At 34.7% G+C, this 15,069-nt stretch carries 13 protein-coding genes and 2 rRNA genes; 13 read left to right on the forward strand and 2 right to left on the reverse strand.

Annotated elements, in window-relative coordinates:
- The 12 genes from A9G43_RS00005 to gltP all read left to right on the forward strand — a co-directional run.
- Nucleotides 1-806 (forward strand): 23S ribosomal RNA (locus tag A9G43_RS00005); the annotation flags it as partial.
- 137 nt (nt 807-943) lie between these two features.
- A 5S ribosomal RNA gene (rrf, locus tag A9G43_RS00010) occupies nt 944-1,059 on the forward strand.
- A gap of 226 nt (nt 1,060-1,285) precedes the next feature.
- Nucleotides 1,286-1,858, forward strand: coding sequence for an RNA pyrophosphohydrolase (gene rppH / locus A9G43_RS00015; RefSeq protein ID WP_065605604.1), 573 nt, complete (start codon nt 1,286-1,288; stop codon nt 1,856-1,858).
- Nucleotides 1,855-2,724, forward strand: a complete 870-nt coding sequence (gene lgt / locus A9G43_RS00020) for a prolipoprotein diacylglyceryl transferase (protein ID WP_065605606.1) — start codon at nt 1,855-1,857, stop codon at nt 2,722-2,724. Before rppH ends, lgt begins: the two co-directional genes overlap by 4 nt.
- Entirely contained in the window at nt 2,721-3,515 is a 795-nt protein-coding gene (thyA, locus tag A9G43_RS00025; RefSeq protein ID WP_065561271.1) for a thymidylate synthase, read from the forward strand. The genes lgt and thyA overlap by 4 nt, the downstream gene beginning before the upstream one ends.
- Before the next feature lie 234 nt (nt 3,516-3,749).
- Nucleotides 3,750-4,700, forward strand: coding sequence for an LpxL/LpxP family Kdo(2)-lipid IV(A) lauroyl/palmitoleoyl acyltransferase (lpxL, locus tag A9G43_RS00030; RefSeq protein WP_065605608.1), 951 nt, complete (start codon nt 3,750-3,752; stop codon nt 4,698-4,700).
- A gap of 46 nt (nt 4,701-4,746) precedes the next feature.
- Nucleotides 4,747-5,829 carry a 23S rRNA (cytidine(2498)-2'-O)-methyltransferase RlmM gene (rlmM, locus tag A9G43_RS00035; protein ID WP_065605610.1) on the forward strand — a complete coding sequence of 361 codons (1,083 nt, stop codon included), beginning with the start codon at nt 4,747-4,749 and terminating at the stop codon, nt 5,827-5,829.
- A gap of 21 nt (nt 5,830-5,850) precedes the next feature.
- Nucleotides 5,851-7,695 carry a penicillin-binding protein activator gene (locus tag A9G43_RS00040; protein WP_065605612.1) on the forward strand — a complete coding sequence of 615 codons (1,845 nt, stop codon included), beginning with the start codon at nt 5,851-5,853 and terminating at the stop codon, nt 7,693-7,695.
- The gene (locus A9G43_RS00045; RefSeq protein WP_065605614.1) at nt 7,661-8,032 is read left to right on the forward strand and encodes a YraN family protein; all 372 of its coding nucleotides are present in this window, start codon (nt 7,661-7,663) and stop codon (nt 8,030-8,032) included. Before A9G43_RS00040 ends, A9G43_RS00045 begins: the two co-directional genes overlap by 35 nt.
- 16 nt (nt 8,033-8,048) lie before the next feature.
- Complete coding sequence (locus tag A9G43_RS00050) at nt 8,049-8,624, forward strand: SIS domain-containing protein (protein WP_065605616.1); 576 nt, start codon at nt 8,049-8,051, stop codon at nt 8,622-8,624.
- Between the two features lie 100 nt (nt 8,625-8,724).
- Nucleotides 8,725-11,424 (forward strand): DNA topoisomerase (ATP-hydrolyzing) subunit A, encoded by a 2,700-nt coding sequence (gyrA, locus tag A9G43_RS00055; RefSeq protein WP_081297958.1) that lies wholly within the window; start codon nt 8,725-8,727, stop codon nt 11,422-11,424.
- Between the two features lie 88 nt (nt 11,425-11,512).
- Entirely contained in the window at nt 11,513-12,823 is a 1,311-nt protein-coding gene (gltP, locus tag A9G43_RS00060; protein ID WP_065605739.1) for a glutamate/aspartate:proton symporter GltP, read from the forward strand.
- Between the two features lie 480 nt (nt 12,824-13,303).
- Here the strand turns inward: gltP and rpmG are convergent, their stop codons facing one another.
- Together rpmG and rpmB are read right to left on the reverse strand one after the other, a co-directional pair.
- The gene (gene rpmG / locus A9G43_RS00065) at nt 13,304-13,471 is read right to left on the reverse strand and encodes a 50S ribosomal protein L33 (RefSeq protein WP_025314526.1); all 168 of its coding nucleotides are present in this window, start codon (nt 13,469-13,471) and stop codon (nt 13,304-13,306) included.
- A gap of 15 nt (nt 13,472-13,486) precedes the next feature.
- Nucleotides 13,487-13,723 carry a 50S ribosomal protein L28 gene (gene rpmB / locus A9G43_RS00070; protein ID WP_034884345.1) on the reverse strand — a complete coding sequence of 79 codons (237 nt, stop codon included), beginning with the start codon at nt 13,721-13,723 and terminating at the stop codon, nt 13,487-13,489.
- Between the two features lie 487 nt (nt 13,724-14,210).
- Between rpmB and aroE the strand changes: the two genes are divergently transcribed.
- Nucleotides 14,211-15,041 (forward strand): shikimate dehydrogenase, encoded by an 831-nt coding sequence (gene aroE / locus A9G43_RS00075; RefSeq protein ID WP_065605618.1) that lies wholly within the window; start codon nt 14,211-14,213, stop codon nt 15,039-15,041.
- The last annotated feature ends 28 nt before the right edge of the window (nt 15,042-15,069 follow it).

Genomic DNA, 15,069 nt, shown 5'->3' on the forward strand with positions numbered 1-15,069 from the left:
ACATTGAGCCTTAATGTGTAGGATAGGTGGGAGGCAAAGAAGCATGCACGCCAGTGTGTGTGGAGTCGACCTTGAAATACCACCCTTTAATGTTTGATGTTCTAACCTATACTTCTGAATCGAGGTAAGGGACACTGTCTGGTGGGTAGTTTGACTGGGGCGGTCTCCTCCCAAAGAGTAACGGAGGAGCACGAAGGTTAGCTAATCCTGGTCGGACATCAGGAGGTTAGTGCAATGGCAAAAGCTAGCTTGACTGCGAGAGTGACGGCTCGAGCAGGTACGAAAGTAGGTCATAGTGATCCGGTGGTTCTGAATGGAAGGGCCATCGCTCAACGGATAAAAGGTACTCCGGGGATAACAGGCTGATACCGCCCAAGAGTTCATATCGACGGCGGTGTTTGGCACCTCGATGTCGGCTCATCACATCCTGGGGCTGAAGTAGGTCCCAAGGGTACGGCTGTTCGCCGTTTAAAGTGGTACGCGAGCTGGGTTTAGAACGTCGTGAGACAGTTCGGTCCCTATCTGCCATGGGCGTAGGAAAATTGAGAGGGTTTGCTTCTAGTACGAGAGGACCGAAGTGAACGCACCGCTGGTGTTCGGGTTGTGATGCCAATTGCATTGCCCGGTAGCTACGTGCGGAATAGATAAGTGCTGAAAGCATCTAAGCACGAAACTAGCCTTGAGATGAGTTTTCCCTGAAGAGATTCAGTAAGGTCCGTTTGAGACTAAGACGTAGATAGGTCAGGTGTGTAAGTGTAGTGATACATTGAGCTAACTGATACTAATGAACCGAGAGTCTTAACCTTACAACTCGGAGTTGTTTTGGGTTACGCGATATTGAGTTGATTAAAAGTTGAAAGAACAGTTTGTTCCGGATTGAGAGATGAGTATTGATATGAGATAATGAATAGATATTGATACTGATTGAGAGAGACAGGATATGTCTGGCGGTAATAGCGCGGTGGTCCCACCTGACCCCATGCCGAACTCAGAAGTGAAACGCCGTAGTGCCGATGGTAGTGTGGGTATTACCCATGTGAGAGTAGGGTGCCGCCAGACTTTTAAATATAGAGAGCCCAGCAGCAATGCTGGGCTTTTTTGCTTTTCGGTATTTTATTCTGATTATTGAAACATAATGTTAATCGATATAGTAATAAATATTCATTTGCGTAAAAAACAATCAATAAAAAAGGGTGTTTGCCATATTACTATTATTTTTTTATTTATTTCTTGCTGTATGTATGAAACAATTCAACTATACAGGGAAAATTTATTGAGGTAGTCAGTGATCGATAATGATGGCTACCGTCCAAATGTAGGAATAGTTATTTGTAACAGGTATGGTCAAGTACTTTGGGCTCGTCGATACGGGCAAAATTCTTGGCAATTTCCTCAGGGCGGAATAAAACAAAACGAAACGCCTGAGCAGGCAATGTTTCGCGAATTAAACGAAGAAGTTGGTTTATTATCAAAAGATGTGAAGATTTTATCCGTTACTAACGGTTGGTTGCGATATAAGTTACCCAAAAGGATGATTAGGTGGGAAAATCAACCAGTGTGTATTGGACAAAAACAAAAGTGGTTTTTATTAGAATTAATATCTGATGCATCGGTAATTAACCTCAATACATCTTCAACTCCTGAATTTGATGATTGGAAATGGGTTAGTTATTGGTATCCTATTCGGCAAGTGATTGCATTTAAGCGAGATGTCTATAGAAAGGCAATGAAGGAGTTTTCTTTACCTGTGTTTGCTATACAGTCTGAAATAGAGACCTCAGTAACTAATACTTCTAAAAAGAAACAATTTAATTTCTTTGCTAATAAACGGAAAAATAAAAAGCGTATTAAAAAATGAATCAATATTTACACTTCCCTAATTTCGATCCAATAGCTATCTCGATTGGTCCTGTATCACTTCATTGGTATGGGGCAATGTATTTATTTGGAGTGCTGGGTGCACTTTATTTGGCTAAGCGTCGCGCAAATAAACCAAATAGCCAATGGACGTTACAACAAGTTGAAAATTTATTGTTTTGGGGGTTTTTAGGTCTTTTTATTGGAGGCCGTTTAGGTTATGTCTTGTTCTATAATTTAGAAGCTTTTATCAAAGATCCTATAATTTTATTTAAAGTCTGGGAAGGCGGTATGTCTTTCCATGGTGGTCTGATTGGTGCTATTTGCGTTATTGTCCTTTTTGCAAAGGGAACAAAGAAAACTTTTATGCAAGTAGGTGACTTTGTTGCTCCTCTTGTCCCTATTGGTTTGATGTTTGGGCGATTTGGTAATTTTATTAATGGAGAACTTTGGGGGAGAGTAACTGATTCATCGATTGGTATGTTATTTCCAACATCATCACATGCCGATTTTATGTTTGTTCAGTCTCATCCTGAGTGGTTTTCACTTTATTCCCAATTAAATGGTATTTTACCGAGGCATCCTTCACAACTTTATGAAATGGTGTTTGAGGGAATAGTACTGTTTATTATTTTAAATATTTTTATTCGAAAACCAAAACCTACTGGCTCTGTATCTGGCCTATTTTTATTTTGCTATGGTTTATTTAGATTTGTTATAGAATTTTTTAGACAACCAGATGAGCAGTTAGGCTTATTTTTAAATATTATCAGTATGGGACAAATATTATGTCTACCAATGATTATTGGTGGTATTTTAATTATTTTATTTGCGTATAGATTTAATAATAAGGCAAAAACACAATGAAACAATATTTAGCGTTAATGCGAAAAATTTTAGATGAAGGTACACCTAAGTCAGACCGAACGGGCACTGGAACGCTATCTATTTTTGGGCATCAAATGCGATTTAATTTACAAGAAGGTTTTCCTCTTGTCACGACTAAAAAGTGTCATTTACGTTCAATTATTCATGAATTGCTTTGGTTTTTGAAGGGAGATACAAATGTTAAGTATCTTCAAGATAATAAGGTAACTATTTGGAATGAATGGGCTGATGAAAATGGTGATTTAGGTCCTGTTTATGGCAAACAATGGCGGGCATGGGGAGCGGCTGATGGTCGTCAAATAGATCAGATTTCACAGTTAATTGATCAAATTAAAAATGATCCTGACTCTAGACGTATGATTGTTTCTGCTTGGAATGTTGGAGAATTAGATCAAATGGCATTAGCACCATGTCATGCTTTTTTCCAATTTTATGTCGCAAATGGCAAACTTTCTTGTCAACTTTATCAACGTTCTTGTGATGTATTTTTAGGATTGCCATTTAATATAGCTAGCTATTCTTTGTTAGTCCACATGATTGCACAGCAATGTGAATTACAAGTAGGTGATTTTGTGTGGACTGGTGGTGATACTCATCTTTATTCTAATCATATGGAACAAGCACATTTGCAATTAGACCGTGAACCAAGAGCATTGCCAAAATTAGTTATTAAACGTAAACCTCCAACAATTTTTGATTATAAATTTGAGGATTTCGAAATTGTTGGTTATGAACCGTATCCAGCGATCAAAGCGCCTGTTGCTGTTTGATTTTTTGTTAAAAAGTTTCCGGTAACTATGTGTTTAAGTATAAAAAATAGATAATTTTAAGAATGGATCATAGCTAATGGTTTTACTATGATCTACTTTAAATATAAATTGATAACTAATATTGTTACAGAATAATAATATAACGCCTTAGGCTTTGTTTGTTTTTATGCTCCCGAAAAACAAGATATAGTATATAATAACCAACTGTATTATTAATAATAATCTGATCTTAATATGAGTCAAAATCAAGAAATTCGTCCTATTTTTACTAAAAGTTTATTACACCCTCGTTATTGGTTAACGTGGTTTGGTATTGGTATTTTATATTTAATCGTTTTATTACCATATCCAATTATTTTTCAATTGGGAAAAGGGTTAGGATTGCTTTCGATGAAATTAATCGGCAAACGTAAAGAAACGGCTAGGCAAAATCTAAAACTCTGTTTTCCTGAAAAAATACAATCTGAACGTGATCAGATGTTGCGTGAAAATTTTATTTCAACGGGTTTAGCAATTTTTGAAACCGGTATGGCATGGTTCTGGTCTGATAAACGGCTTGCTAAAAAAGTTTCTATTGTTGACGATTTTCATATCACAAAAGTTCAACAATCAGGTCAAGGTGTTTTGCTCATTGGTATTCATTTTCTGACATTAGAATTAGGTGCACGTATCTTAGGAATGAACCATCCTGGAGTCGGAGTGTACCGTCCAAATGATAATCCTGTAATGGATTATGTTCAGCTTAAAGGGCGGCTCAAATCAAACAAATATATGTTGGATCGACATAATACTAAAGGAATGATCCGTGCACTAAAAGATGGTGAATTACTTTGGTATGCGCCAGATCATGATTATGGTCCTAAAAATAGTGTATTCGCACCTCTATTTTCAGTAAAAAAAGCGGCAACAACTGTTGGTACGCGTATATTGGTTAAATTAGCTCAACCTACCATTATACCATTTACCCCTAAGCGTGAGAAAAATGGTTGTTATACTGTTTATGTAACATCAGAGCTTGAGGGGTATCCAATTGATGATGATGTACTTGCGGCTACTTTTATGAACAAAGCCATTGAACAAGAAATTTTAAAAGCACCTGAACAATATATGTGGTTACATCGAAGATTTAAAACTCGCCCAAAAGGTGAAGCACCTTTATATACCGATAATGTTCAATCTGATTAATATGAATATTTTTTGTAGCTTCTGTTGAAAGAGTAAAAATTATATTATGCAAAAACTAAACAAAATTATTCTTTATTGCCGTTGTGGATTTGAAAAAGAGTGTGCTAATGAAATCACTGATAGAGCTGCTCAAAAAGAAGTATATGGCTTTGCTAAAGTTAAAGAAAATAGTGGTTATGTTGTTTTTGAATGCTATCAAGATGATGAAGCACAATTATTAATAAAAAATTTGGATTTCCGAACACTAATTTTTGCACGGCAAATGTTTGTAGCAGGTGACCTATTAGTTGATTTACCTACAGATGATCGTATTTCTCCAATCATTGATGCATTATATGGATGTATTGACAAAGCTGGTGATCTGCGTGTTGAAGTTGCTGATACAAATGAAGGTAAAGCTCTTTCTGGCTTTTGTCGTAAATTTACTGTTCCTCTTCGTCAAGCATTAAGAAGTAAACGTATTTTATTAAAAATTGAAAATCCATCAAGACCCGTTGTCCACTTATTTTTTATCAATAATAGCAGTTGTTATGTTGGTTATTCTCTGAGCCAAAATAATTCGCCTTTTTATATGGGAATTCCTAGGTTAAAATTCCCCTCTGATGCGCCAAGCCGTTCTACATTAAAATTAGAAGAAGCCTTTCATATTTTTATTCCTTATGATGAGTGGGAAGAGCGATTAGAAGGTGGTTTAAACGCTGTTGACTTGGGTGCTTGTCCTGGCGGTTGGACTTATCAATTGGTTAAAAGAAGCATGATGGTTTACGCTATTGATAATGGACCTATAAATGAAAAATTGATGGAAACTGGGCAAGTTAAACATTATCGGGAAGATGGCTTTAAATTTATACCTAAAAAACATAATATTTATTGGTTGGTATGTGATATGGTTGAAAAACCAGCTAAAGTGACAGAGTTAATAACTAAATGGTTAATTAATGGTTGGTGTAGAGAGGCTATTTTTAACCTCAAATTACCAATGAAAAAACGTTATGAAGAAGTAAAACAAAATCTATATTCCTTAAATAACGAATTAAATAATCAAAAAATCAATATACAAATTCAGGCAAAACAGCTTTATCATGATCGAGAGGAAATTACTGTTCATGTACAACGAATTTGGGGATAACAAAATTATAAGAGAATAGGTATGAACTTAAAACGCTACTTTTATACTATATTAATAATGCCATTATTTACGTTTTTGGTATGTTGTACTTTAGAAAAGTCAAAGAAATCTCTTAACTTTGATGATAACCAAAATTCTAATTATTATCTATCACAAGCAGATAATAGTTCCAGCTCAGCTAAAATTAATTGGCAATTATTAGCTATTCGCGCTCTAATAAAAGAAAATAAATTTTCACAAGCAAATACATTATTATCTAATTTACCACAAAATCTTGATGCTGAGCAGCAAAAAGAAAAGTTATTATCAGAAGGTGATATTGCTGTGAAAAAAAGGAAGTCATTTGATCTAACTCAATTAATTATCGGAACTTTGACTAACTCACAGCTATATCGTTATTACACTATTAAATTAGGTTTGGATATAAATGTGAAAGATATTGATGCTCAAGCCCACGATTATATTCAATTAGAAAAATATGTATCAGAAACTGAAAAAAAGCAACTATTAAACAATACATGGAATTTTTTCCGTAAGCTAGATTCAGATAAAATCGGTAAAGTTTTAGTTGACGAAAATGACAATACATTAAAAGGTTGGGTTGATTTGGCTTACGCTTATCAAGAAGCTCGTAAAGCACCTATACCGCAAGACGATACACCTGAAACCATTGATGAAAAATCTGAAAATGAAAAACGGCTATTAAAACAAACTGTTAACAATTGGGGTATACAATATTCAGATCATCCAGCAAAAGAGATTATTTCGATATTAATTGGAGAACAAACACTTTCTGTTGATGCGAATGCAAAAAAGATTGCCTTATTGTTACCATTAAATGGCTCCTCACGTATATTTGGTGAAACTATTCGTCAGGGTTATATGGATGGCATAAAGTTTTTTCCACAAGAGCCACAACAGAACGTGATTTTGCTTGATACAACTAGTGCACCTATGGATGCTTTAATCCAGCAAGCACAAGAACAAAATGTTGAGTTGATTGTAGGTCCTTTATTAAAAGATGAAGTAATTAAATTAAAAGAGCTTGATCCAGCTATTCCTGTTTTAACCTTAAATAAAGTTGATAATACCTCTGCTACTACAAATAAAATGTGTTACTTCGCTTTATCTCCCGAAAATGAAGCAAAAGATGCGGCAGATCATATTTATTCCCAACATAAAATAAAACCATTACTGTTAGTACCACAAACAGATTTAGGTAAACGTGTTGCACAAAGTTTTGCCGAACAATGGTCGCAATTGTCAGCAAATAGTTCCCAAGCTTATGTACAATACTTTGGTAATACTAAAACATTAAGAGCTAATATGAACCGTAATGTAGGCATTAGTCTTGCCGGAAATCCTATTTTGATAGACGAAACTTCGTCTGGGGGAATAGTATCTACTGAATATGATGCTATTTATGTTTATTCTTCATATGAGGAATTGACATTGATAAAACCAATGCTTGATATGGGTGCAAATAAAACTATTGGAAATTCGTCTGCAGTTACACTTTATTCAAGTTCAAAAAGTCATGTAGCTAATGCTTCTAATGACTTCAATTATGATATGAATAAAACTGAATATGCAGATATCCCTATGATTATAAATCAAACGGATAAGGTAAATACAAAAATACCTAGTAATATTCAGAAAGATTATTCATTAATGCGTCTTTATGCAATGGGTATTGATGCGTGGAGACTAACAAATCGTTTTAATCAGCTTAATTTTCATCAAATTAATTTTTTAGACGGTATGACAGGTAAACTATCAACAACAGATCAATGTGAAGTGACTCGAGCACTTTCTTGGCAACAATATATTTATGGCGAAGCTAAATCTGATTCAAAAAACGAATAAAAAACAAATTGGTGAGCATTATGAGAATATAGCTCGCCAGTATCTACTTAAGCAAGGGCTTAAATTTCTTGCACATAATAGTCATTTTCGCTTTGGCGAACTTGATTTAATAATGCTTGATAATAAATGTCTTGTTTTTATTGAAGTACGTTATCGAAAAAATGCAAATTTTGGTGACGCTGAAATGACTGTTACATTAAATAAACAAAATAAAATTAAGCAGGCTGCTTTACAATGGATGATGATGCAAAATTTGAATATTGAAGATACAGAGTTTAGATTTGATGTTTTTGCTATTACAGGTAACAGTCAAAAATGGATTATTAATGCATTTTAATTTTTAGGTGAAAAGCGTGCAAGATTTAATTAAAAATTATTTTACTGAAAGTATCCAAACTCAAATCGTGATGGCGGAATCACTTGGCCTTTCTATTGAAAAAGCAGCAAATATTATTGTTGAGAGTTTACTTAATGGTAATAAAATTATGAGTTGTGGTAATGGTCCATCCGCAGCTAATGTACAAAGTTTTACTTCACGTTTAATCACCAGTATTAATATTGAAAGACCAAGTATTCCGGCAATAGCTTTAGTAACGGACAATGTTTTATTAAGTGCCATAGCTAATCACGAGGAAATTTATGCTCGTCAAATTCAAGCATTAGGACAACAAAGTGATGTCTTAATTATAGCAACTTGCCAAGGGAATAGCCGAGCTATCATTCGAGCTGTTCAAGAAGCGGTAATTAAAGATATGAAAATTGTCGCATTAACTGCTTTTGATGGTGGTGAAGTTATTGGCTTATTAGGTCAAAATGATATTGAAATTAGGATTCCGTCTTATAAAAAAGTGATGGCATACGAAATGCACGCTATGGTTCTTAATTGCTTGTTCCAATTAATTGAGAATAGGTTATTTATTCATAGCTAATAAGTTGAAATAAAGACGGTTTAATTCTGCATTAATAGCGATTTTATGCTATAATTATGAACTATTTTGATGACTTAAATTAATAAGAGTACATGGTGTTATGACCGAACTAGCCAAAGAAATAACCCCCGTTAATATAGAAGATGAATTAAAATCTTCTTATCTTGACTATGCAATGTCTGTCATTGTTGGGCGTGCCTTACCTGATGTCCGTGACGGATTAAAGCCTGTTCATCGACGCGTTTTATTTGCTATGCATGAAGCGGGATATGATTGGAATAAGCCTTATAGGAAGTCTGCTCGTGTTGTTGGTGATGTAATTGGTAAATATCATCCACATGGCGATTCAGCAGTTTATGATACAATTGTACGTATGGCTCAACCATTCTCATTACGTTATATGTTGGTTGATGGTCAAGGTAACTTCGGTTCTGTTGATGGCGATTCAGCTGCTGCGATGCGTTATACTGAAATTCGTATGCAAAAGTTTGCGGGAGCATTATTAACTGATTTAGATAAAGAGACAGTTGATTTTTCACCTAATTACGATGGTTCAGAAATGATCCCTGATGTGCTACCAACACGAATTCCTAACTTATTGATTAATGGCGCGTCAGGGATTGCTGTTGGTATGGCCACTAACATTCCTCCTCACAATCTCTCTGAAGTTATCAATGGTTGCTTGGCTTTTATCGAAGACGAAAATATTTCAGTCGATGGTTTAATGGAGTATATCCATGGGCCAGATTTTCCAACAGCAGCATTAATTAATGGTCGAAAAGGTATCGAAAACGCGTATCGCACAGGTCGTGGTATTATCTATATTCGCTCTAAAGCTACCATAGAAGTTGATGATCATAGTGGACGTGAAACCATTATTGTTAATGAGATACCGTATCAGGTTAATAAGAAAAAACTGATCGAAAAAATTGCAGAATTAGTTAAAGATAAAAAAATAGAAGGTATTTCGGCATTACGCGATGAATCAGATAAAGACGGTATGCGTATAGTTATTGAAATCAAACGCGATGCTGTTGGTGAAGTTGTATTAAATAACCTTTTCTCTTTGACTCAATTGCAAGTTTCATTTGGTATCAATATGGTGGCTTTACATAAAGGCCAACCAAAACTCCTAAATTTACGCGAAATGATTGAAGCGTTTGTGCTTCATCGACGCGAAGTTGTAACCCGTCGAACCATTTATGAACTACGCAAAGCGCGCGAACGAGCCCATGTATTAGAAGGTTTAGCAATTGCACTTGCCAATATTGATCCTATCATTGAACTAATTCGTGCTGCTGCAACGCCTAATGAAGCAAAAACTAAATTATTGAGCCAAGCCTGGCAACTTGGGAATGTTGCTGCCATGCTAGAAAAAGCAGGTAATGATGCAGCTAGACCAGAAGATTTAGCACCAGAGTTTGGTATTCATGATGGACATTATTATTTATCAGAAGCACAGGCTCAAGCGATTTTAGATCTCCGCTTACACCGCTTAACCGGCCTTGAACATGAAAAAATTCTTGATGAATACAAAGAATTATTGGTTCAAATTGGTGAGTTATTGCATATTTTAGCTAGCTCAGAACGTTTAATGGAAGTGATTCGTGAAGAATTAGAAAGCGTTCGAGACCAATTCCAAGATGCTAGACGAACAGAAATTACAGCAAGCAGTGCAGATATTAATATTGAAGATCTTATTGCTCAAGAAGATGTGGTCGTTACTCTTTCCCATCAAGGTTATGTAAAATATCAACCACTTTCAGATTATGAAGCTCAACGTCGTGGTGGTAAAGGTAAATCAGCCACTAAAATTAAAGAAGAAGACTTTGTCGAAAAACTATTAGTTGCCAATACCCATGATACGATTCTTTGCTTCTCAAGCCGTGGTCGATTATATTGGATGAAAGTTTACCAATTGCCTGAAGCCAGCCGTGGTTCTCGAGGTCGTCCAATTATTAATTTGTTACCTCTTGAAGAAAACGAACGAATCACTGCAATTTTACCTGTTCGAGAATTTGATGATGAACATTGTGTATTTATGGCTACAGCACAAGGTACAGTTAAGAAAACATCTTTAATTGAATTTAGTCGTCCACGAAGTGGCGGTATTATTGCGATTAATTTACGCGATGATGATGAATTAATCGGTGTCGATTTAACTAGCAATGATCCTTCAGCTATTGTTGATGATGAAGAACTTTATGATGATGCTATTGTTGAAGAGATTGACTCAGAAGATGATAACCTGATTGGTGAAATCTCAACGACTGAAGATATTATGTTATTCTCTGCTAATGGTAAAGTTGTTCGCTTCCCAGCCAATAAAATTCGTTGTATGGGCAGAACGGCCGCAGGTGTACGTGGCATAAAACTTGATAGTGATGATAAAGTGGTTTCGTTAATTGTGCCTAGAGGTAACGGTGCAATTTTAACTGCAACTCAAAATGGATATGGTAAACGCACACAGCAAGAACTATATCCAACCAAATCAAGAGCAACTAAAGGTGTTATTTCTATCAAAGTTAGTGAGCGAAATGGTACTGTTGTTGGCGCAGTTCAAGTTGATGAAACAGATCAAATCATGCTAATCACAGATGCAGGAACGCTTGTTCGTACTCGTGTTTCAGAGGTAAGTATTGTTGGTCGTAACACTCAAGGTGTCATGCTTATTCGAACAGCTGACAACGAAAAAGTTGTGGGATTACAACGAATAGCTGAAACAGAAGATGACGCAAGTGAATTGGAAGCATCGGAAAATAATGAACGGCACGATTCACTTCAAGTGTCCGAGGATTAATTATTTAATAATCTAAAAGGATTAGTTTTGCTAATCCTTTTTTATTTTCAAGAACCGTTAAAAGGAATAGTATTAGATGTCATTTTTAATAAAAAAAATACTAACAAATCTTGCATGGCAAATTTTGATTGCTTTGATTCTAGGAATTGCCGTAGGTGCTTATTTATTTGAACTCTCTGCTACAAGCCACCCTTTGCATTCATATTATCAATTTTCAATAGTAAATATATTTCAACCTGCAGGCGATATCTTCATTCGATTAATTAAAATGATTGTGCTGCCAATTATACTTAGTACTTTAACTTTAGGTATTGCAGGTCTTGGTGGCTCAAAACGGTTAGGGACCTTGGGTTTTAAAACAATTCTCTATTTTGAAATTATTACAACTATTGCTATTTTATTAGGTCTTTCTTGGGGAAATATTTTTTCACCTGGCACGGGAATTGACTCCTCAACACTTGCAACGACAGACATTAGTAAGTATACCAAAGCAGCTGAAGAATTAAGCGGTAAACCTCATGGTTTAATTGTTATGATATTAGATATGATTCCAGCTAATATCTTTAAAGCTATGACAGACGGTTCTGTTTTACCTGTAATTTTCTTTTGTGTCTTTTTTGGTCTTGGTTTAATGTCTTTGCCAGATAAACAACGTGAACCTTTTCTTTTCTTTTTAAAAGTAATTTCAGATACTATGTTTAAAGTAACTAATATGATAATGCGTTATGCACCTATTGGTGTATTTGCACTTATCACGGTAACGGTTGCTAAATATGGATTTGAATCTTTACTTCCGCTACTTAAATTAATCTTAACCGTCTATTCGGCAATGATTATTTTTACGTTAGTGGTATTAGGGCTGGTTTGTAAAATTTGCAAATTTAATATTTTTACATTATTAAAAATCTTGAAAGAAGAATTAGTGATTGCATTTTCAACCGCAAGTTCTGAAACTGCATTACCTAAAATAATTGAAAAGATGGAAGCTTATGGAGCACCAAAATCGATAACTAGTTTTGTTATTCCTACAGGCTATTCATTTAATCTTGATGGTTCAACACTCTATCAAAGTATTACTGTTATCTTTTTAGCGCAGTTATTCCACATAGATTTAACTATTTTAGACCAAATTATTATTGTCATCACCTTAATGATTGCATCCAAAGGGATTGCAGGTGTACCTGGTGCTTCAATTCTTGTTTTATCGGCAACCCTAGGTAGTGTAGGTATTCCTCTTGAAGGAATTGGCTATATTATGGGGGTTGAACGTATTTTAGATATGGGCAGAACAGTAGTTAATGTGGTTGGTAACGCACTAGCAGCAATTGTTATTGCGCGTTGGGAACATGCTTTTGACGACAAAAAAGCAAGAGCTTATGAACAACAATATTTGAAATGATGAAATAATTATGTGGATTAATTTATCCAAAAAAACTACCTGGTTATCAGGTAGTTTTATGCAAAGTATATCTATTTAATTATTGATAAAAATAAGAAATATTTTGTCATGTCAAACTCAACTCTTTCACCATCGGGACCACTAATCAAAAAGAAATCGACTTCACAATGCTCTCTTTTTTCATAATTAGGTGTTTCATTAATTGCATAACCTGATACAGCATTTATCGATTCAAAAATAGAAAACCAAAGCTTAAGTAACTTCTGGAAAACACCTTGAGTTTTTAGAGACTATTTAACTTATGAAGTATAAACAGTTTGTTATTTTCCCATAAGTTAATGTTACTATTTATGACTAATACTAGATGCTTATAATATAAAGATAACAAGATATGTTTTATTGAAAATAGCGATAAGTTTGTTTACAAATCGATACAAAAAAACCCAGTATTTACTGGGTTTTTTTGTATTTATTAGATAACTATTTAATTTTAGCTTCTTTATAAATAACATGCTGACGAACTACAGGATCGTATTTTTTGATCTCCATTTTTTCAGGCATAGTTCTTTTATTTTTGCTAGTGGTATAAAAATGACCTGTACCAGCAGAAGAAACTAATCTGATTTTTTCGCGTACACCTTTAGCCATGATATGGTTTCCTTATTAGTACTTTTCACCACGGGCACGAAGTTCAGCTAAAACTGCATCAATACCCTTTTTATCGATAGTACGCATACCTTTAGCAGATACACGCAATTTTACAAAACGTTTTTCGCTCTCAATCCAGAAACGGTGAGTTTGAAGGTTTGGTAGAAAACGACGTTTAGTAGCATTCATCGCATGAGAACGATTATTTCCTACTAAAGGACCTTTTCCTGTTACTTGGCATACTCGTGACATGTCAATAATTCTCCGAAATTTCTATGCTTAAGCCCTGGGCGTAATATGTTAATGGAATTGACCTCGTCAGGCTTTTAGTTTACTGCAGTTCTATCTGAGAAGCAGCTTAACCTCTCACACTACACCCATAATAATGAGGTAGCGAAGTATACGCTGTTATGCGCAAATTCTCAAGTATTATCTTACCTATGCATAAAATTAGTTTACAATGGCATAACTCATATAATATTTATTTTCTTAGTTAAAACAACATTTCTAAAAATTATTAAAACCATTTTTAATCAATATGATAGATAAAATTTCTATAAAAATTTTTTGTAATAGCACTTACTTTTTTCTTATAACGAACAATTCATTATAAAACAATGTACTGTCTTTAACATCATTTTAGAAAAAATGATTTAATTTAATAATAAATATGTTTTAATAAGCTTGATTAAGATTTTTATTTATATCGTGTTAATTTTCCAATTTATAAGGAGATTATATGAACCAGTTCACGCCATATAGTATATATGGCATTATCGGTTATCCTTTAGGGCACAGTATGAGTCCACTTATTCATACTACGTCATTTCAAGATTATGGGATCCCAGCAGTTTTGGTTCCTTTTCCTACTCCACCAGAAGAGATACCGACACTTTTTAAATCAGTAAGATTACTAAATATCCGTGGATTATGTGTCACTATTCCACATAAACAGACTATCATCCCTTATTTAGATGAAGTGACAGATCATGTAAAAAAAGCAGGTGCTGCAAATTTGGTGTATTGGGATGGGGATAAACTTTGTGGGCATAATACAGATATTATCGGATTCATGGAGCCACTTCAAAATAAAAAACTGCCAGCAGAATTCAAAAAAGTGTTATTACTTGGAGCAGGAGGTGCTGCACGTGCAGCTGTAGTCGGATTACAGGAACTTGGTTATGCTGATATTACAGTAACGGATATTGCTGATGATTTACCTCAGGCATTAGCTAGTGAATTCAACCTTAAAACTGTTTCATGGGAAGACCGTAGCAAAGTTGAAGCTCAAATTGTTATTAATTCAACACCATTAGGTATGGCGGGTAAATTTGAGAATCAAACACCTTATAAACAAACTTGGTTTAAAGGTAAAGGATTGGCTTACGATATTGTTTATACTCCATATAATACTTGTTTTAGACAAGAAGCAGAAAAAGCTGGCTGGGAATCTATTTCAGGGCGCGAAATGTTTATTGGTCAAGCAAATGCTCAATTTAAAATTTGGACAGGAAAAGATCTTTCTGAACGAGCAAAACAGGTTGTAATTGATGCTTTAACTAAACATTAATTACCAAGCAGGCAAACATATCTAGTTA

The organism is Gilliamella sp. Occ3-1 (genome assembly GCF_001690655.1).
GTDB lineage: Bacteria > Pseudomonadota > Gammaproteobacteria > Enterobacterales > Orbaceae > Gilliamella > Gilliamella apicola_P.